17 protein-coding genes and 1 pseudogene are annotated in these 18,480 nt (G+C 65.5%); 7 read left to right on the top strand and 11 right to left on the bottom strand.

What is annotated here, in order from left to right:
- Positions 1–11: 11 nt before the first annotated feature.
- The 5 genes from GA0061098_RS09415 to GA0061098_RS09395 form a co-directional block, all read right to left on the bottom strand.
- Positions 12–572, bottom strand: coding sequence for a LemA family protein (locus tag GA0061098_RS09415; protein ID WP_091956080.1), 561 nt, complete (start codon positions 570–572; stop codon positions 12–14).
- A 138-nt stretch (positions 573–710) separates the two neighbouring features.
- Positions 711–1,691, bottom strand: coding sequence for a small ribosomal subunit Rsm22 family protein (locus GA0061098_RS09410; RefSeq protein WP_165637262.1), 981 nt, complete (start codon positions 1,689–1,691; stop codon positions 711–713).
- A gap of 57 nt (positions 1,692–1,748) precedes the next feature.
- A complete protein-coding gene (smc, locus tag GA0061098_RS09405) occupies positions 1,749–5,213 on the bottom strand; it encodes a chromosome segregation protein SMC (RefSeq protein ID WP_091956078.1) in 3,465 nt (1,154 codons plus the stop codon).
- 218 nt (positions 5,214–5,431) lie between these two features.
- Positions 5,432–6,088, bottom strand: a complete 657-nt coding sequence (locus GA0061098_RS09400; protein ID WP_091956077.1) for a DsbA family protein — start codon at positions 6,086–6,088, stop codon at positions 5,432–5,434.
- Positions 6,089–6,226: 138 nt separating this feature from the next.
- Positions 6,227–6,718: a DUF721 domain-containing protein gene (locus GA0061098_RS09395; RefSeq protein ID WP_091956076.1), complete on the bottom strand. Its 492-nt coding sequence runs from the start codon at positions 6,716–6,718 to the stop codon at positions 6,227–6,229.
- A 197-nt stretch (positions 6,719–6,915) separates the two neighbouring features.
- Between GA0061098_RS09395 and mutY the strand changes: the two genes are divergently transcribed.
- Both mutY and GA0061098_RS09385 read left to right on the top strand, forming a co-directional pair.
- Complete coding sequence (gene mutY / locus GA0061098_RS09390; protein WP_091956075.1) at positions 6,916–8,034, top strand: A/G-specific adenine glycosylase; 1,119 nt, start codon at positions 6,916–6,918, stop codon at positions 8,032–8,034.
- A gap of 52 nt (positions 8,035–8,086) precedes the next feature.
- Positions 8,087–8,507 (top strand): annotated as a pseudogene (locus GA0061098_RS09385) (PaaI family thioesterase).
- A gap of 3 nt (positions 8,508–8,510) precedes the next feature.
- Here the strand turns inward: GA0061098_RS09385 and GA0061098_RS09380 are convergent.
- Entirely contained in the window at positions 8,511–8,969 is a 459-nt protein-coding gene (locus GA0061098_RS09380; RefSeq protein WP_091956074.1) for a hypothetical protein, read from the bottom strand.
- Here GA0061098_RS09380 and GA0061098_RS09375 point away from each other — a divergent pair.
- Positions 8,968–9,234, top strand: a complete 267-nt coding sequence (locus GA0061098_RS09375) for a hypothetical protein (RefSeq protein ID WP_091956073.1) — start codon at positions 8,968–8,970, stop codon at positions 9,232–9,234. The two genes, GA0061098_RS09380 and GA0061098_RS09375, sit on opposite strands and share 2 nt — an antisense overlap.
- Positions 9,235–9,671: 437 nt before the next feature.
- Here the strand turns inward: GA0061098_RS09375 and GA0061098_RS09365 are convergent, their stop codons facing one another.
- Positions 9,672–10,952 (bottom strand): flavin-dependent oxidoreductase, encoded by a 1,281-nt coding sequence (locus GA0061098_RS09365; protein ID WP_091956071.1) that lies wholly within the window; start codon positions 10,950–10,952, stop codon positions 9,672–9,674.
- 125 nt (positions 10,953–11,077) lie between these two features.
- Here GA0061098_RS09365 and GA0061098_RS09360 point away from each other — a divergent pair, with 125 nt between their 5' ends.
- Complete coding sequence (locus GA0061098_RS09360; RefSeq protein ID WP_091956347.1) at positions 11,078–11,698, top strand: glutathione S-transferase family protein; 621 nt, start codon at positions 11,078–11,080, stop codon at positions 11,696–11,698.
- A 98-nt stretch (positions 11,699–11,796) separates the two neighbouring features.
- Here GA0061098_RS09360 and GA0061098_RS09355 read toward each other — a convergent pair whose 3' ends face one another.
- Positions 11,797–12,720, bottom strand: coding sequence for a LysR family transcriptional regulator (locus GA0061098_RS09355; RefSeq protein ID WP_091956070.1), 924 nt, complete (start codon positions 12,718–12,720; stop codon positions 11,797–11,799).
- A 91-nt stretch (positions 12,721–12,811) separates the two neighbouring features.
- Here GA0061098_RS09355 and GA0061098_RS09350 point away from each other — a divergent pair, with 91 nt between their 5' ends.
- The 3 genes from GA0061098_RS09350 to GA0061098_RS09340 all read left to right on the top strand — a co-directional run bounded on the left by GA0061098_RS09350 (position 12,812) and on the right by GA0061098_RS09340 (position 15,815).
- Positions 12,812–13,255: a nuclear transport factor 2 family protein gene (locus tag GA0061098_RS09350; protein WP_165637261.1), complete on the top strand. Its 444-nt coding sequence runs from the start codon at positions 12,812–12,814 to the stop codon at positions 13,253–13,255.
- 11 nt (positions 13,256–13,266) lie between these two features.
- Entirely contained in the window at positions 13,267–13,476 is a 210-nt protein-coding gene (locus GA0061098_RS09345; RefSeq protein WP_245323220.1) for a DUF1127 domain-containing protein, read from the top strand.
- Between the two features lie 329 nt (positions 13,477–13,805).
- The gene (locus tag GA0061098_RS09340) at positions 13,806–15,815 is read left to right on the top strand and encodes a methyl-accepting chemotaxis protein (RefSeq protein WP_165637260.1); all 2,010 of its coding nucleotides are present in this window, start codon (positions 13,806–13,808) and stop codon (positions 15,813–15,815) included.
- 58 nt (positions 15,816–15,873) lie between these two features.
- Here the strand turns inward: GA0061098_RS09340 and GA0061098_RS09335 are convergent, their stop codons facing one another.
- The 3 genes from GA0061098_RS09335 to GA0061098_RS09325 all read right to left on the bottom strand — a co-directional run bounded on the left by GA0061098_RS09335 (position 15,874) and on the right by GA0061098_RS09325 (position 18,327).
- Complete coding sequence (locus GA0061098_RS09335; RefSeq protein ID WP_091956067.1) at positions 15,874–16,560, bottom strand: glutathione S-transferase family protein; 687 nt, start codon at positions 16,558–16,560, stop codon at positions 15,874–15,876.
- A 125-nt stretch (positions 16,561–16,685) separates the two neighbouring features.
- A complete protein-coding gene (locus GA0061098_RS09330; RefSeq protein ID WP_018323332.1) occupies positions 16,686–17,012 on the bottom strand; it encodes a hypothetical protein in 327 nt (108 codons plus the stop codon).
- Positions 17,013–17,196: 184 nt separating this feature from the next.
- Positions 17,197–18,327, bottom strand: coding sequence for a site-specific DNA-methyltransferase (locus GA0061098_RS09325; RefSeq protein WP_091956066.1), 1,131 nt, complete (start codon positions 18,325–18,327; stop codon positions 17,197–17,199).
- Positions 18,328–18,480 lie beyond the last annotated feature (153 nt).

Raw genomic sequence — 18,480 nt, 5'->3', positions numbered from 1 at the left:
TCGGCTCAAGATCAGAACTTCACCTGCGGCGCGGCCTCGACCTCGGTGCGGCTGGCGCCGAGATCGAAGAAGTCCTTCCTGGTGAAGCCGAACATGCCGGCGAACAAAGCGGCGGGCAGCTGCTGGATGCCGGTGTTGTATTCCTGGACCGCGTTGTTGAAGAAGCGGCGGCTCGCCGCGATCTTGTTCTCGAGGTCGGAAAGCTCGGATGCGAGTTGCTGGAAATTGGCGTTGGCCTTGAGGTCGGGATAGGCCTCCGACAGCGCGATCAGCCGGCCGAGCGCGCCGGACAGCTGGTTCTCGGCCGCGGACACCTGCGCAGGACCCTGCGCCGACATTGCCGAGTTGCGCGCCTTGATGACATCGTCGAGCGTGCCGCGCTCATGCGAGGCGTAGCCCTTCACCGTCTCGACCAGGTTCGGGATCAGGTCGTGGCGCTGCTTGAGCTGCACGTCGATATCGGCAAAAGCCTGGCCGACGCGCTGGCTCAGCGCCACCAGGCGGTTGTAGGCGTTGAAGGCGAACAGCGCGAGGACGACGATGACGCCGAGAACGATCCAGCCGGTCGACATGGAGAACTCCTGAAGGGGGAAGAAGCAGGGCGCTAGGGTAGACCAAATCGGCGCGAAACGAGAGCCCGGCGCAGAGGGGAGGTAAGACTTGGTCGAATGAGGAACCGCCCGAGTTCAAGGCGAAAGTCCGGAACGAGGTTAACTTTCGGACAGAATGGCGTCGCCCCAGCGCCAACGCCGGGCACTTGCATAGGCGGTCTTGTCGCGCCGCGGGACTTTCGTCAGCGCGACGCCATCCCCGGTGCAGAGCTTCGCCGTGATCTCGGCCTTACCGACATCCGGCGGCGCCAGCACGCGCGCAGCACGCGTTGCGGGCGGCTTGCGAGTCAGCGCGACGTAAATAAAACGTTCGTCCTCGAACGGCACGTCGGCGCCCTTGATCTGGCGGTGGGCCTGCGAGCGCGGCAGGCGCTGGCTGAAATGGCACCAGTCGGGGGCGGTGAGCGGGCAGGGCCTTTCGTGCGGGCACGGCGCGGAGACAAAGGCGCCCAGCGCGATCAGCTGCTGGCGCAGGGCGAGGATGCGCGCGTAGCCCGCGGGCGTGCCGGGCTCGATCACGACCAGCGCGTGGCGCGCTTTCGCCCACATCGCTTCCGCGAGCTTGCGTTGATCGGCCTCGCTCAATTCGCCGATGACGTAGCTCGCGACGACGAGATCGGCTTCGGAAACTTCGACGAGATTCGCGCCTGCATCGCCCGGCAAATAACGGCACTCCGCCAATCGCGAGCTGTCGCGCGCCAGCTCGAGCGCGAGCCGGCTGAGCGTGGCGTTGGCGTCGAGCAGGGTGAAATCTTGCAGCGAGGAAAAGGCCTCCGCGGCAGCCCAGCTCGCGGTGCCCGGGCCCGCGCCGACATCAAGCAACGTTTCCGGGGCGAGATCGGGCGCAATCTCGGTGAGCGCATTGAGGCTGGCGGCCACGGCCGCGTAGGTCGCCGGCATTCGCGCGAGCGCATAGGCGAGCGCATCGGCGTCCGACTTGATCGTGCCGGAGCCGCCGCCGGCGCGATAGGCGGTCGAGATCTTCTGCGACCGCTGTGCAGCGTCGGTGCGGGAGAAGCCCTGCAGCTTGCCGTCGAGGGCGGCCTTGAGTTCAGGAGGGAGCGTGGGCGAGATCATCATCAACCTCACGTCATTCCGGGTTCTCGCTTCGCGAGCCCCGGAATGACGCCAAGGATATCACGCCACGTTCTGGTCGAGAATGTCCACCGCCTCTGACAGGCTGACCGACACCAGCTGCGAGACGCCGCGCTCGGCCATCGTGACGCCGAACAGGCGGTTCATCCGCGCCATCGTGATCGGATTGTGCGTGATGATGATGAAGCGCGTGTCGGTCGAGCCGGTCATCTCGTGCAGCAGGTTGCAGTACCGTTCGACGTTGTGGTCGTCGAGCGGCGCGTCGACTTCGTCCAGAACGCAGATCGGCGAAGGGTTGGTCAAGAACACCGCGAAGATCAACGCCATCGCGGTCAGCGCCTGCTCACCGCCCGAGAGCAACGACAGCGTCTGCGGCTTCTTGCCGGGCGGCTTGGCAATGATTTCGAGGCCGGCTTCCAGCGGGTCGTCGCTCTCGATCAGGTGCAGCGCCGCTTCGCCGCCGCCGAACAGCTCGACGAACAGGCGCTTGAAGTGGTTGTTGACGACCTCGAACGAGGTCAGAAGCCGCTCGCGCGCCTCCTTGTTGAGGCTCTGGATGCCCTGGCGCAGACGCTTGATGGCCTCGACGAGGTCGTCGCGCTCGGTGACCAGACCATTGTGCTGGGTCTCGACCTCGCGCAGCTCTTCCTCGGCGCGCAAATTGACGGCGCCGAGGCGCTCGCGGTCGCGGCGCATCTTTTCGAGGTCTTCCTCGATGTCGTGCAGCGGCGGCAGCTCTGCGCCGGGCTCGATCTCGGCGAGGCCGGCAACGGCCTGCGGCTCGACTTCCAGCATGTCGCGGATCTCGCGCTCGATGTCCTCGAGCCGGCGCCGCGCGCCTTCCATGCGCTCCTCGGCGCGGGCGGTGGCCTCGCGCGAGCTGGAGAGTGCCTCCAAGGTCAGCTTGGCGACGCGATCGGTCTCGGCCATCGCGGTCTCCGCGGCGGCGAGCGCGTCGGCGGCCATGCGGCGGTCGTTCTCGGCGTATTCGATCTCGGTGATCAGCGCGCTGCGCTTTTCCGCGAACACTTGCGGCGCGTTTTCGAGCTCGCTGCGCTCGATCGTGAGCTCGGCGATACGGGCCTGGATGGTGTCGATGTGGGAAGCCGCGCTCTCCTTGCGGTTCTGCCACTCGGTGCGTTCGGCCAGGATTGCCTGCACGCGGCGGTCGGCGAGCTCGGCCTCGCGCGCCAGCGCCTGCGCCTCGGCGCGGACCTGGGCGGCCATGCGGCGATGGCCTTCGATGTCGCTGCGGACCGCGGCGAGACGGGTCTCGGTGTCCTCGCTCGACGGCAGCTCGGAGATGCCGGCTTCGGCATATTCATACGCAGCTTCGGCCTCGGCGCGGTCGGCGGCGAGACGGCTGTGCGCTTCCGACAGTGTCGCCTTGCGCGCGGCGTGACGGCTGATCTCGCGCTCGGCGGTGGCATGGCGCTCACGCGCGACGTTGAGCTCGCGCTGCGCGGCGCGCCAGGCTTCGCGGCTGGCGCCTTCCGTGCTGGCCGCCATCTGCAGCTCGGACTCGGCATTCTCCAGCGCCTGGCGCTTGATCTGCGCGTCGATGCGGGCCTGCTCCAGCTCGTTCTCGATGTCGACGAGACGGGCGCGCTCGGCAAGGCGCCGCGCGGCACCGGTCGGCGCATGCGCCGCGGCAACAAAACCGTCCCAGCGCCAGACGTCGCCCTCGGGCGAAACCAGCCGCTGGCCGGTCTTGAGCTGCGAGACCAGCTCGGCACCGCGCTCGCGCGGCACCACACCGATCTGGGCCAGACGGCGCGTCAGCTCGGCCGGCGCCTGCACATGATTGGCGAGCGGCACGGCGCCTTCGGGCAGCTCCGGATCGCCGTCGGTCTGTCCGACATTGGTCCAGCGCATCGGCGCCGACGGGTCGATCGGGGCATCGAGGTCGTCGCCGAGCGCGGCGCCGATCGCCTTTTCAAAGCCCTTGTCGACGGTGATGCCGTCGATGATCGGCGGCCACAGATTCTTGGTCTCGCCGTTGAGGATCTTGGAGATCGTGCGCGCCTCGGTTTCGAGCCGCTGTGCGCGCTTGTCGGCCTCGACCAGCGGTGAGCGCGAGGATTCCAGCGTCTGGCGTGCCGCGACGTGGGCGGCTTCGCTCGCTTGCGCTGCGGCTTCCGAGGCGGCCAGCGTCTGCTCCGCGGTTTCGACCGTCGCGGTCAGCTCGTCGAGATCGCCAAAGCCGCCGGTCTCGGCGGCAAGCTTCTGCTCTTCCGCAGCGACGTTCCCGATCTCCTGGTCGAGCCGGGCGAGCTTGTCGCGGTGGGTGCGGACGTTGGCCTCGAGCTGATTGCGCTTGGCGGTGAGGTCGGCCAGCGCGGTGGTAAGCTCGGCGAACTGCTGCTCGGTTTCGGTCAGCACCGCCTCGGCTTCGCCGACGCGCTCGTCGACGCCCGAGCGCTTCTCGACGCGCGACTTGATCTCTTCCTTCAGCTCGGAATCTTCGGTGTCGAGCCGCTGCAGCGCGACGTCGGCGTCCATGGTCTGCTGCTGGGCGCGCGAGATATCGCCTTCGAACTGGGCGAGACGACGCTCGAGCTCGGCGACGCGCTCCTTGGCGCGCTCTTCCTCGCGGTCGAGCAGCTCGCGAGCATTGGTCAGGCGCTGCAAGCCTGCGGCGGCGCGCGCCTCGGCATCGCGCAGCGCCGGCATTTCGGCGGCGCGGATCGCCTGGATGCGGGCGGCTTCGGCCTGGTGCTGGGTGCGCTCGGCCATCTCGCGCACCGCGAGATCATGAGTCTGGCCGGATTCGTTGACGTCGGCATGCGCGCCGATCCAGCGCAGGTGGAACAGCGTGGCTTCGGCCTTGCGGACCTTGGCCGCGACCTCGCGGTAGCGCACGGCTTGGCGGGCCTGCTTCTTCAGGCCTTCCATTTGTCCTGCGAGCTGGCCGATCACGTCCTCGACGCGGGTGAGATTGGTTTCGGCCGCCTTCAGCCGCAGCTCGGCCTCGTGGCGGCGGGCGTGCAGACCGGCGACGCCGGCAGCGTCTTCCAGCACGCGACGGCGCTGCTCGGGCTTGGCCTGGATGATCTCGCCGATCTTGCCTTGGTGGACGAGAGCCGGCGAACGCGCGCCGGTGGCGGCATCCGCAAACAGGATCTGCACGTCGCGGGCGCGCACGTCGCGGCCGTTGATGCGATAGACCGACCCCGCCTCGCGCTCGATGCGGCGGGAGATTTCGAGAAGCTGGCTGTCGTTCATCGCTGCTGGGGCGGTGCGATCGGCATTGTCGATCGTCATCGTCACTTCGGCGTGGTTGCGCGCGGGACGGTTGCCGGAGCCTGCGAAGATCACCGCGTCCATGTCGGCGGCGCGCAGCGACTTGTACGAGGTCTCACCCATCGCCCAGCGCAGCGCTTCGACGAGATTCGACTTGCCGCAGCCGTTGGGTCCGACCACGCCGGTCAGGCCGGGCTCGATGACGAAGTCCGTGGCCTCAACGAAGGACTTGAAGCCGTGAAGGCGCAGGCGGGTGATTTTCATAAGCACGCATCTCTGTTGGCAGGCGCGAATCCCCCCTGCCGGGACAATACCATGGAAGGCAATGTCGTTATCCGGGCGAGTCGCGCGAGGCGCCTCATGCGGCTGGACAATGGCCGCGGTGCGCCGCGAGGGCAACCGGCGAAAGCCGCTTTTCCCAAGGGATTTATGCCGGGAAAGATACGGCTTTCGAGATGCGAATCAGAATTGGGGCGTGCGAATCAGCTCTTCAACAGCGGATTGATCTTCTTGGCGAATTCCTCGAACGAGGCCTCGCCCTTGATCTTCTCGCCGTTGATGAAGAAGGTCGGCGTCGAATCCACCTTCAGAACGTCGCTGGCATATTTCTGGTCGGCGGCGATCTTGTCGAGCAGCGCCTGGTCCTTCAGGCAGGCTTCGACCTGCTGCTGGGTGAGACCGGCCTGCTTGCCGATCCGCGTCAGGGTCTCGGTGGTGTTCTTCACCACCCAGTCGTTCTGCTGCCGGAACAGCATGTCGGTGACGGCGAAGTATTTCGGCCCATCACCATTGGCGATGCAGCGCGACAGCATCGAGCCGGCGGCGGCTTTGATGTCGAGCGGGAACTCGCGGAAGATGTACTTCACCTTGCCGGTGTCGATGTATTCCTTCTTGATCTTCGGGAACACCTGCTCGTTGAAGGCGGCGCAGTGGGGGCAGGTCATCGAGGCGTATTCGGTGATGGTGACGGCGGCATCGTTGGGCCCGAGCGCCATGTCGGGCAGCGACACGGGCTTGGCGACGTCGGCAGCCGACTGCGCCATGGCGTCGGAGATGAGCCGCAGCGGCGAGAACCCGGCGACCGCGGCAAGCCCGGTCAGCGACAGCATCGTGGTGAAGGCGCGGCGGGTGATGATCAAGGTCGGCTCCCGAATTGGCAAAAATGTCGCCCCAGGGTCTATGAAGTTCCCGCCCGGGCGGCCTGTCGCTAGCTTGAAACGTAGCTTGAGGCAATGGCGAGCGGTAGAGACGGGTCCAGATTGACCGCGAAATAAGGCTCAATTTCGCTTGATGGCGGCCCCCAGCCGCGCCAGCGCCGTCTTCAGTTGTTCATCTTCGATGTCACCAAGGCTCTCCGCCACCTTGGCCACCGATTTGGGATCGGGCGGGCCGGGCCGCACCGGCCGGCGCGCGCGCGACAGCGGAGCCTGGCGGAAGGCGAGCTTGCCGACCGCGCTCCAGCCGAAGAAACGGTTGACGCGCTCCAGGATGATGTCGGCGGAATGCTGGATCTCCAGCGCCATCGGCCCCTCGACCCGCAGCACCAGGGTCGCCGGCTCCTGCGGCTGGCCCTCCACCGGGCGGGGCCATTGCATCTTCAGCGGCTCGGCATGGGCCGCGATCTCGGGACCTGCAATCTGCGCCCACCGCGTCACCAACTCGCGCGCCGCAAAGCCCTGCTTGGCATAGGCCTCGGCAAAGACGTCGTTGAGCAGGATGCCCAGCGGCTTGGCGCTGATGGGACCGGGTTTGGGAGGGAATTTGGACATGGGTCCTTATAGCACTCTGACGCGCCGGCCGCAGAGACTTCGTCGTCATGGCCGGGCATAGCCGACCGAAGGACGGCGTCGCTTCCGCTCGCCTATGTCCCGGCCATCCACGTTCTCCCGCGAAGAAAGGCGTGGATGCCCGCGACGAGCGCGGGCATGACGTAGAGAGATTGGTGTCACACCGCTACAGTGGGAGCATGAGCCCTAAATCCGCGCTGAAGGCGAAATCGGAACCCAGTCAGCCGGAGACCTCGTCGCGGCCGGTGGCGTTGCTCGCTTGGTACGACCGCCACCGGCGCAGGTTGCCGTGGCGGGCCGCGCCCGGCGAGACGTCGGACCCATACCGCGTCTGGCTGTCGGAGATCATGCTGCAGCAGACCACGGTGAAGGCGGTCGGGCCCTATTTCGAAAAATTCGTAGCGCGCTGGCCGGATGTCACTGCGCTCGGACGGGCCTCGCAGGATGATGTGCTGCGGATGTGGGCCGGGCTCGGCTATTACTCGCGCGCGCGTAACCTGTACGCCTGCGCGGTCGCGGTGACGCGCGAGCATGGCGGCATCTTTCCCGACACCGAGGAGGGGCTGCGTGCGCTACCGGGCATCGGGCCGTACACGGCGGCGGCGATCGCGGCGATCGCCTTCGATCGCCACACCATGCCGGTCGACGGCAATATCGAGCGCGTGGTGTCGCGGCTCTTTGCAGTTGAAGATGAACTCCCGCAGGCGAAACCTCTGATTCAGCAATTGGCGGCGACGCTGCTTGCAAACTCCCGCGCCGGCGACAGCGCGCAGGCGCTGATGGATCTAGGCGCCTCGATCTGCACGCCGAAAAAACCGGCTTGCTCGTTGTGTCCGCTGAACGAGGATTGCACGGCGCGCCTCCAGGGCAAGCAGGAGACCTTTCCGCGCAAGGCGCCGAAGAAGAGCGGAACGTTGCGGCGCGGAGCGGCCTTCGTCGTCACACGCGGCGAGGAGCTGCTGGTCCGCAGCCGGCCCGAAAAGGGCCTGCTCGGCGGCATGACCGAAGTGCCTGGCTCGGACTGGCTCGCCGGCCAGGACGACGCGGCGGCGAAATTGCAGGCGCCGGCGCTGAAGGGGCTGTCGCGCTGGCAGCGCAAAATGGGCGTCGTCACCCACGTCTTCACGCATTTTCCGCTGGAACTGGTGGTCTACACGGCGAAGGCCGCAGCCCGCACCCATGCGCCCGAGGGCATGCGCTGGGTGCCGGTCGCCACCCTTGCGGACGAGGCGCTGCCCAATGTCATGCGCAAGGTGATCGCGCACGCGCTCAACCTTTCAGCGGGCTCGTCCTCCTGACAGCACGCTGGCAGCAGCGCTACGCTATCGGGATGCGAAACGGAGGCTGCCAATGGTCAAGACCGCGCTCGACAATTTTCCAAGGCCACCCTGTGCGGAGCTGTTGGGATGGCGCCTGCTCGATGCCCGCCCCGAGGAGGGCTGGATCCAGCTCGGCTTCGAGGGTAAGCCGGAATTTCTGCAATCCGGCCGGCTTCATCCAGGGCGGCATGCTCTCGGCCATGCTCGACGACACCATGGGCCCGGCGGTGCTGGTGATGAGCGAGGGCCGGCTCTATACCACCACCATCAGCATGACCGTGAATTTCCTCAGCCCCGCCAAGCCCGGTCCGATCATCGGGGAGGCGAAGGTGACGCAGCTCGGCAAGACGATTGCGTTCGTCGAGGCCAAGCTGATGGCGGAGAACGGCACGGTGCTGGCAACGGCAAGCGCGACCGAGCGGTTGCTGGAAGCGGCGAGGGTGGTGCGGTAGTCGTTACCGTCGGGGCCGTCTCGCGGAGTGCTGCGCGCAAGGCTTATACAGCGCCTGAAGTGCTTTGCCGCGCAGCAAGATGAGTTGCGGCCTCAACCCGCCGCGCGCCGCGATCCAACGCTGCACCGGCGCGGGATACATGGAGTATAGGTAATTGGTGGCGTCAGGGTCGGTAATCGTCCTTCCTTTCCGACCGAAATCCCAAGCAGCGTGGAAGCCGAGAGCGGCCTTCGAGGTCACACAGATTTTGTCAGCGCCAACTGCGCCGAGAACGATGGTGCACGATGAGGCACAAAGTCCATCGATGATGACGGTCTCTCCGGAAGTGCGCAGGCGTTCATATCTGTCAACATAGGTGTCGATTAGCCCGCCACGATCGCCGGCGATCCGTATCGCCGCATGACTTACGTGTATTTCGGCCAGCAAGATGGCCGCCGCAAGCAACCCCGCCCGGAACTTCATGATCGCAGCCTCGGTTATTCGCGTCTATCGAATGGACAAATTTCTCTCGCATCCAAGGATGTGGCTTAGATCGAAGCGCACCAGCGGGCGGTTGCGGCCGCTCATGGTCTTCAGCCTCGGCCTGAAAGCGCTGGACCATTCCGGGTCTTTGAAACAGGCAGGCGTTGATCTAGGTCAATTGGACATGCAGGGCGCGCCAAATGATGGGGCAAGTGCCTGTCCCGTTGACGGCATCACCCTGCGGATAGAACCGGCACTCCAATGACGGGAGGACGCCCATGTTTCGATATGCTCTGGTTGGCTTGGCCGCAGCCGTTCTTGTCGGCGCAAGCCTTGTTCCCGATGACGCACTCGCCCGCGGCGGCCGCGGAGGAGGTGGCGCCTATCGGGGAGGGGGATTTCATGGAGGAGGCGCGCACTACAGAGGCGGTGCCGTTCACGCTGGTCGCTACGGCCGCGCTCACGTCTCCCGGCCGATAGCAGGGTACCCCGTAGCACGTACTGCGGCGCGTAGAGGCGTCTACCGGGGAGCCGCATACGGAGCCGCGGCAGTAGGAGTCGGAGCGGCGGCGGCAGGTGCATACGGCTACTACAACAACCGTTGCTACGATGCCTACGGCAACTGGGTGTGTTCCGGACAGTATGGTTATTGATGGGCCGTGACGGACGCGGGGCGGTTGGACAACTCTTACCGCCCCGCCTTCAGGCGCTCGCGCGCTTCGCATCTCCACTGACGATCGGCGGCTTCGCGTTCAGCGCCTCGACCTGGAAGCCCGCAACGCGCTTGTAGTTGGCGGCGATGTCTTCCAGTTCCTTCTGCGACAGCACGTCGGTGACGACCTCAAAGCCGTCGGGCGCGCGCTCCTCGACCAGTTGCATGACCTGCTCGGGTCCGTTCTTGCGATTGAGCAGGACGAGGTCGGTGGTCGCGGACCGGCGCTCGGCCTCATAGGCGAGCAGCGCCGCGGTCGTCGGTCCATGCGCGAGAATCTCGCGGGTGATGGTGCGGGCATCGAGGATTGCCTGCGAGGCGCCGTTCGAGCCGATCGGGTACATCGGATGCGCGGCATCGCCCATCAGCGTGACCTTGCCGAAGGTCCATTGCGAGACCGGATCGCGGTCGACCAGCGGATATTCGTAGGCGTGCGGGCAGTTCTTGATCAGGCCGGGCACATCGAGCCAGTCGAACTGCCAGCTCTCGAACCAGGGCAGAAACTCTTCCAGCCGCGCGGTGCGATTATAGTCCTCGCGCCGCCATTGATAGGTCGGTGGCATGTGGCGCTCGGCGACCCAATTGATCAGATGGTTGCCCGCGGCGTCCGGCGCCTTGCTGATCGGATAGCAGACGAATTTGAGGATCTCGTGACCGGCCATGATCATGGTGCGGCCAGTCAGGAAGGCCTTGGAAGGCGTGACGCCGCGCCAGAGGATGCGGCCGTTCCAGATCGGCGGACCTTCATTGGGATAGAGCTTTTCGCGCGCGGCGGAATGAATGCCGTCGGCGGCGATCAGGATCGCGCCGTCGTAACTCCCGGCGGCCTTGCCGGTCGCCCGATCGATGAAGTCGGCGCGCACGCCGTCTGCCGTCTCGCTCCAGCCGGTCAGATGGTGGCTGGTGAGGATGTTGTCACGGCCGAGCCGCTCGATCGCGGTGTCGAGCAGGAGCTGTTGCAGCGTGCCGCGATGGATCGAGAATTGCGGCCATTTGTAGCCGGCCTCCAGCCCGCGCGGCTCGCTCCAGATCGGCTTGCCGTGCTTGGAGAAATAGGCGAGTTCGCGCGTCCGCACCCCGCTGGCGTCCAGTCTGTCCATCAGCCCGAGCTCGATCAGCTCGCGCACCGCATGCGGCAGCACGTTGATGCCGACGCCGAGCGGCTTCAGTTCCGCGACGCTCTCGAACACTTTTGCGGGAACGCCGATCTGGTGCAGGCTGAGCGCAAGCGTCAGCCCGCCGATACCGCCACCGGCGATGAGTACGGTCATGACAAAATCCCCCTCCGATTGACGGCGTCTTCGCACGGCCGGGCGGCCGTGGGCAACTGCGAAGAGGTCCCTATGGACGGGGCGGCGGAGGGCCGTTAACCTCGGGCTTTCCCATGAGGCCCGACATGCTCAAGCTCTACTACGCCACCGGCACCTGCGCGCTCGCCACCTACATCACCCTGGAGGAGGCCGGCGCCGACTACGCGGCTGAACGGCTGAGCTTCAAGGACAACCAGCAGAACAGCCCGGACTATCTCAAGATCAACCCGAAGGGCCGCGTGCCGGCGCTGGTGACCGATCGCGGCGTCCTCACCGAGACGCCGGCGATGCTGGCCTATCTCGCGCAGACCTTCCCCAAGGCAAAGCTCGCGCCGCTCGATGATCCCTTCGACTTCGCCCAGGTGCAGTCGTTCAACTCCTACCTCTGCTCGACCGTGCACATCAATCATGCCCACAAGATGCGCGGTCCGCGCTGGGCGACGCAGGAGAGCTCGTTCGCCGATATGAAGGCGATGGTCCCGAAGACCATGGCCGCCTGCTTTGCCCTGATCGAGCAGAAGATGTTTCGGGGGCCCTGGGTGATGGGCGATCAGTTCACGATCTGCGATCCGTATCTCTACACGCTCTCGACCTGGCTCGAAGGCGACAGCGTCGACATCAACGCAACCCCGAAGATCGCCGACCATTTCAAGCGCATGTCTGACAGGCCCGCGGTGCGCAAGGTGATGGACGCGCAGAAGGCGTAGTGCGCGGCTCTTGTAGGGTGGGCAAAGGCGCAAAGCGCCGTGCCCACCATCTTTCCGCGAAGACGACAGAATGGTGGGCACGCTCCGCTTTGCCCACCCTACGAGAGCTTGCGCTTGGCTTGCTCCAATTCCCGCCCCGTCTCCAGCATCAGTCGGCGCAGCCAGATCGAGCCGGGGTCCATCTGCGCGCGGGTCGGGTAGAACATGAACTGCTCGTCGATCCCGGGGTCGAGCGGCGGGGTCACCGCGACGAGGCCGAGCTGTTTCGACAGTGCTGCGATCAGCCGGCGTGGCACGAAGGCGACGAGATCGGTGCGGGCGGCGACGTGCAGCGCTTCGAGATAGCCTGACACGACCAGCGAGATGTGCCGCTCGATGCCCTTGGCCCTGAGCCAGGTGTCGATCAGATCCTCGTTGCTGCCTCGGATGATCACGCCGACATGGCGCGCGGCCAGGAACGTCTCGCGCCGCTTCAGCTTCGCGGCCAAGGGGTGGCCGCGCCGCACCGCCAGCGCGTCGCTGTCGACGTAGAGCAGCTGGCGGTGAAAGCCCTTGAAGGCGTTGCCGATCGAGATCACGAGGTCGATGGTGCGGGCGAACTCGGCGTGGAAGATCGCCGATCCCCGCCATGGCACGATGTCGATGCGGACGTTGGGCGCGGCCCGCGTCACTTTCTCCATCAGCGGCGGCATCAGCAGCTCGACTGCGAGATCCGGCATCATCAGGCGGAATTGCCGCTCGCTGCGTGCGGCATCGAAGTCATCGGGCACGAACAGGCCGCGCACCTGATCGAGCGCCTGCGCCAGCGGCGCGCGCAAGGCCTGCGCCCGCGGCGTCAGCTCCATCCGTGCACCGGTGCGCACCAGCAGCGGATCGCCAAGTATGTCGCGCAGGCGCTGCAGTGCGTGGCTGGCCGCCGGCTGCGACAGGCCCATTCGAAGCGCGGCGCGGCTGACACTGGCCTCGCGCAGCAGGGCGTCGAGCGCGGTCAGCAGGTTGAGGTCAAGCGAATTCAAATTCATCAGGCGAATAGATATCATATTCTCTATCGATTTGAAGAATTATGATGCTGCGGCGATGATCTCCGCGTTCCCACCAAACGGAGATGCCGCCATGAACGTGAGCGCCAACAAGAAACTGATGCAGGATATTTTCGCCGCCGCCGCCAATCCAGATCCGGCTGCGCGCGATCGCGCCCTGTTCGCTGCAAGCCTTGCCGAAGATGCCAAATGGGTCGTGACCGGCCAGTATTCATGGTCGCGCACCTTCTCAGGCAAGGAGTCGATCCTCAACGATCTGCACGGCTATGTGCGCACCCGCCTGCGCGACCGCACGCGCACGGTCGCGCACCGCTTCATCGCCGACGGCGATGTGGTCGTCGTGGAGGCCAAGGGCGACAACGTCACGCCCGAAGGCGTGCGCTACGACAATGACTACTGCCTGGTGTTTCGTCTCGAGGACGGCAAGATCAAGGAGATCCGCGAGTACTGCGACTCGATCCTGACCGAGCGGGCGCTCGGTTCTTTTCCCCAAGGGGGCGTCAGAGCCGCGGGCTGACTGACTTGAGCATGATCTGGTCCGCAAGCCGGCGCCGTCCGTCACGGTTGGCGATGGTCGCGTCGGCCTGGCAAAGACTGGCGAAGATCGTCCGTATCAGGCGCGAGCGGTCTTCGGCGCGCCGTCAGCTCGTGGCGATGAGCGAGCGGGAGCTTCTGGACTGCGGGATGTCTCGTTCGGAGATTGAGTACGAGCTGAAGAAGCCCTTCCGGCGGAAATGAAAACAGAGAGAGAATGGGAGGGATTCGGGGCGGCAATTGCAGCAGGCCACCGCGTAACAGGCATGCATCCGGGCGCCCATGCGGGTATCTATCTGCATGGGTCGCACGCCTTGCGCCAAGGGCGCACGCAACTGGCTATAAAATCAGCAGATATTGTGCGCGCCACTTTGGTGCGCGCGAAAAATTTGAAGGTTCAATTAACGAGTGTCCCCCATTGTGTCGCGGTGCAGCGTGGGTCGCAAAGACGCGCGGCTGCCAGGGTGGTCGTGACGATTTGCCGGACTTGTTCGGCCGCTCGAAGTGAAATGACATCTGGGTGGACAGTGGGAATGCCGAAGTTTCGTTTGCGGATCAGGGGACGCCTGTACGCAGGCTTCATGGCCTTGGTGGCGGTCGGTCTCGCGATGGCGGTGGTTGCCGTCTGGAATTTGCGGGCGGTGCAGGATCAGGTCGCGAGACAATCCGCACTTTCGGACAGCACGGCGCGGGTTTTGGAAATATCGACCCATCTTCAGGCGATCCAGCGGGCCAATCTGCGTTACGTCTACGACGCCAACGAGCCCGCGATGAAGGAGGCGCAAGAGCGGGAAACCGCGGCGACCGAGCTGTTGCGGATCGGCGCCAAGGGGACGCTCTCGGAGGATCGGCGAGCGCTCTACAACGGCCTCATCGACGACATTGCCAAGATGCGACGCCTGCGTGACAACCTCGGCGACGCCGTCAACGAGGCGCGAACGGGCAAGGCCACGTTGCTGCCGAGCGGCGAAGAGCTGGCCGTCAAGATGGGCAAGCTGGTCGATGCAGCGCGCGCAGCCGTCGACGAAGACACCGCGGCCCTCGTCGCCGACCTCGAATCCAGGATCCTCCTTGTTCGGGTCGCAAACTGGCGTTTCCTGGCCTTGCGCGACGCGCAGGGACCCGCGAATTTCAGGGCGAGCGTAGATAGGGCGGCGCAACGGCTCGCGGCTCTCGAAAAGAGCCCGCAGGCAGCGGAATTGCGATCCACGCTCGCGCCCGTAAAGACCTCGCTCGGAATCTACAAATCGGCGTTCGAGACGACATCCGCCGCGATGCTTCAGGCCGACGAGATCTACCACAAAACCCTCGCGCCCCTCATCGTTGACAGCGTCGGCAGGCTCAAGGCCGCGGAAACGACCCTGAAGAAGGACTACCAGGAATCGCGTACGACCGCCGAAGCCGTGATCGCCGGTACGACGACCATTCAGGAGATCGCCGGTGGCCTCGCCATCCTCTTCGGCGGCATCGTCGCCTTCCTGATCGCCCGCAGCATCGTCGGTCCCCTGACCTCGATGACGCGCGCGATGGGACTGATCGCGGGCGGCAATCTCGAGGTCGAGATCCCCGGACGCGGCAAGGCCGACGAGATCGGCGACATGGCCAAGGCGATCCAGGTGTTTAGGGACAACATGGTCGAGACCGAGCGCCTGCGCGCCGAGCAGACCGAGGTCGAGGCGCGGCAGGAGGAAAGCCGCAAGGCCGACATGGTCAGGCTCGCCGATCAGTTCGAGCAGGCGGTCGGCGAGATCGTGAACACCGTGTCGTCGGCATCGAACGAGCTCGAAGCCTCCGCCGGCACCTTGACCACGACCGCCTCGCGGGCCCAGGATTTGTCGACGGAGGTCGCCAGCGCCTCGCAGGAGGCCTCGGCCAATGTGCAGGCGGTTGCCTCGGCGACCGAGGAGCTGTCCTCCTCGGTGTCCGAGATCGCCCGCCAGGTGCAGGAATCCGCCCGTATCGCGGTCGAGGCCGTCGGTCAGGCGAGCAGGACCAATGACCGGGTCGGCGCGCTCTCCAAGGCCGCCGCGCGGATCGGCGACGTGGTCGAGCTGATCAGCACCATCGCCGGCCAGACCAACCTCCTGGCGCTGAACGCCACCATCGAGGCGGCGCGCGCGGGTGAAGCCGGCCGCGGCTTTGCCGTGGTCGCCTCCGAGGTCAAGGCGCTCGCCGAGCAGACTGCGAAGGCCACCGGCGAGATCGCCCAGCAGGTGTCGGGCATCCAGGCCGCGACGGAGGAATCGGTCGGCTCCATCAGGGAGATCAGCGGCACCATCGAGCGGCTGTCGGAGATTTCGTCGACGGTTGCGGCCGCCGTGGAGCAGCAGGGCGCGGCGACGCAGGAGATTTCCCGCAACGTCCAGCAGGCGGCTCATGGCACGCAGAGGGTGTCGTCCAACATCGGCGACGTGCAGCGCGGCGCCTCCGAAACCGGGTCGGCCTCATCGCAGGTGCTGTCGGCAGCGCGCTCGCTGTCGGCCGACAGCAACCGCCTCAAGCTCGAAGTGGCCAAGTTCCTGAACTCGGTCCACGCCGCCTGAATCCCAAACGCAAAAGGCCACGCGCATGCGCGTGGCCTCGAAGAGCGGCGCGGTGCGATCAGGCGACCTTGGTCGCCATGTGCTTGAACATGTTGGCGCGCGCCTCGTCGTCCATCTCGGCCTTGAAGGTGAACTTGTCCTTCAGGGCGATCGCACGCCCGGCCGCGGGGCGCGCCGAGATCTCGTCGACCAGCCGCTTCACGTTCGGGTAGCGCGCAAAGGCGTCGTCGCCGAGCTTGAATGGCAGCATCCGCGCCCAGCCCCACAGCGCCATGTCGACGATCGAATAGCTGTCGCCGACCATGTAGCTGCGCCCTTTGAGGTGAGCGTCGAGAATCTTGTAGTGGCGATCGGTCTCGTACTGATAGCGGTTATGGGCGTAATCGTGGTTCTGGTCCTTCGGCGCAAAATGCTTGAAGTGCACGGCCTGACCCGAATATGGCCCGACGCCGGTAGCGATGAACATCAGCCATGACAGCGTCTCGCCGCGCACGCTCGCGGCGGGCAGGAACTTGCCGGTCTTCTCGGCGAGATAGAGCAGGATGGCGTTGCTGTCGAACACGATGGTGCCGCCATCGTCGATCGCCGGCACCTTGGCATTCGGATTGATCTTGAGGAATTCCGCCGTGAACTGCTCGCCCTTGCGGGTGTCGATCTTCACCGGCTCGAAGGGCAGGCCGGACTCCTCCAGATAAAGCGCGACCTTGGTCGGGTTCGGTGATCCGTTGAAATAGAATTTGAGCATCGATCTCCCCAGTGTTTGTTGCAAGGCGCGAACGCAGCGTCATTGCCGCGCCGCCTGTCTTGCCTGAACCCGTTGCGGAAGGGCAACTGGCGAGTTTGCCGGGCGGTATCTGCGCGCCACGCAGATCAGCCGGCGTAACAAAGGCCGATTGCCGCCGTAATGACCATCGCGGCGCCGACCGCTTCCAGCCGCAGCCCGAGCCGCGTGGCCAGATGCATGTCGGAGGCCCGCGCCGCGCGCTCCGATCCGCGCGCATAGCCGTGAACGATGACGTCGTGATTGAAATTGTCGTGAGCCTCGTTGCTGCTGGCGAGCCCGACGCAGATCACGAGCACGCCGAACAGCGCGAGGCCGAAGAATCCCAGCAGGGCGATCAGGAACATCGGAAACATGCCGAGCAGGAAGATCGGCAGCAGCGGCACCAACAGCAATGTCTCGGACTGTCGTCGCATAGGGCCCACCGGTCAGGACGGGGCTGATCGAGGAAACTTAATCCCGGCTGGCGCGGCATTCAAGGCGCCGTAGGGTGGGCAAAGGCGCGTTTGCGCCGTGCCCACGTCTTCGCGTCAATTGGGTAGGACGTGGGCACGCTTCGCTTTGCCCACCCTACAAGATCGCTACGAGAGCGGAGGGAAGCTACTCCGCCGCCATGCCGGCGCGGATTTCGGCGCGGAGCTCGTCGATCAGCTTGAGACCCTTCTTGGTCTCGACGTGCCAGAAGGTCCAGCCGTTGCAGGCTTGCGCGCCCTGCGCCACCGCGCCGATGCGGTGGATCGAGCCGACCTTGTCGCCAAACATGATGGCGCCGTCGGCACGCACCAACGCGCCGAGCTTCTTCTTGGCGTCGAACAGCTTCGTGCCGGGCATGATCATGCCGCGCTCGATCAGCTCGGAGAACGCGACCCGCGGCGCTTCGCGCGCGGTCATGAACGGGGCGAGGCTCTCCTCCGGCAGCGGCTCGACTTTGGCGATTCGGGCCTCCGCGGCCTTCGCATAAGTCTTGTCGCGCTCGAAGCCGATATAGGAGCGGCCGAGGCGTTTTGCGACCGCGCCGGTGGTGCCGGTGCCGTTGAAGGGATCGATCACGAGATCGCCGGGCTTGGACGAGGACAGCAGCACGCGCGCGAGCAGGCCTTCCGGCTTCTGCGTCGGATGCACCTTCTTGCCGTCGGCGCCCTTGAGGCGCTCCTCGCCGGTGCAGAGCGGGATCAGCCAGTCGGAACGTGCCTGCACGTCCTCGTTCGCGGCCTTCAGCACCTCGTAATTGAACGTGTAGCCCTTGGCTTTTTCGTCGCGCGCGGCCCAGATCATGGTCTCGTGCGCGTTGGTGAAGCGGCGGCCGCGGAAATTCGGCATCGGGTTCGACTTGCGCCAGACGATGTCGTTCAGGAGCCAGAAGCCGAGGTCCTGCATGATCGCGCCGACGCGGAAGATGTTGTGATAGGAGCCGATCACCCAGATCGTCGCCGACGGCTTCATCGCGCGGCGCGCGGCAAGCAGCCAGGCGCGGGTGAAATCGTCATAGGCGGAGAACGAATCGAACTTGTCCCAGTCGTCGTCGACGGCGTCGACATGGGACTCGTCGGGGCGCTTGAGATCGCCCTTGAGCTGGAGATTGTAGGGCGGATCGGCGAACACGAGATCGACCGAACCAGCCTGAAGCTTCGACATCTCGGCGACGCAATCACCGAGAATGATGCGATGCGAGGCGGACTCAAAATTTGTGCGGGGCGCCCTTGCAGACGCCCCGCGACGCGACTCTACCATGACTCAAGAACTCTGACTCAGGCGACGCTGTCGGCGACGCGGGACCAAACAACCGACTGACCGTTACATTGAAGCGGCAAAGTAAAAATCGACTTAACCCGCCGCTTTCGTGAGCAGTCCCCGCATCGCGTCCGGCGCGCCGATCGTCGCGCG

This window comes from Bradyrhizobium shewense, from assembly GCF_900094605.1.
GTDB lineage: Bacteria > Pseudomonadota > Alphaproteobacteria > Rhizobiales > Xanthobacteraceae > Bradyrhizobium > Bradyrhizobium shewense.
The sequence above is the reverse complement of the archived record's forward strand: the minus strand, read 5'-3'. Positions and strand labels throughout refer to the sequence as shown.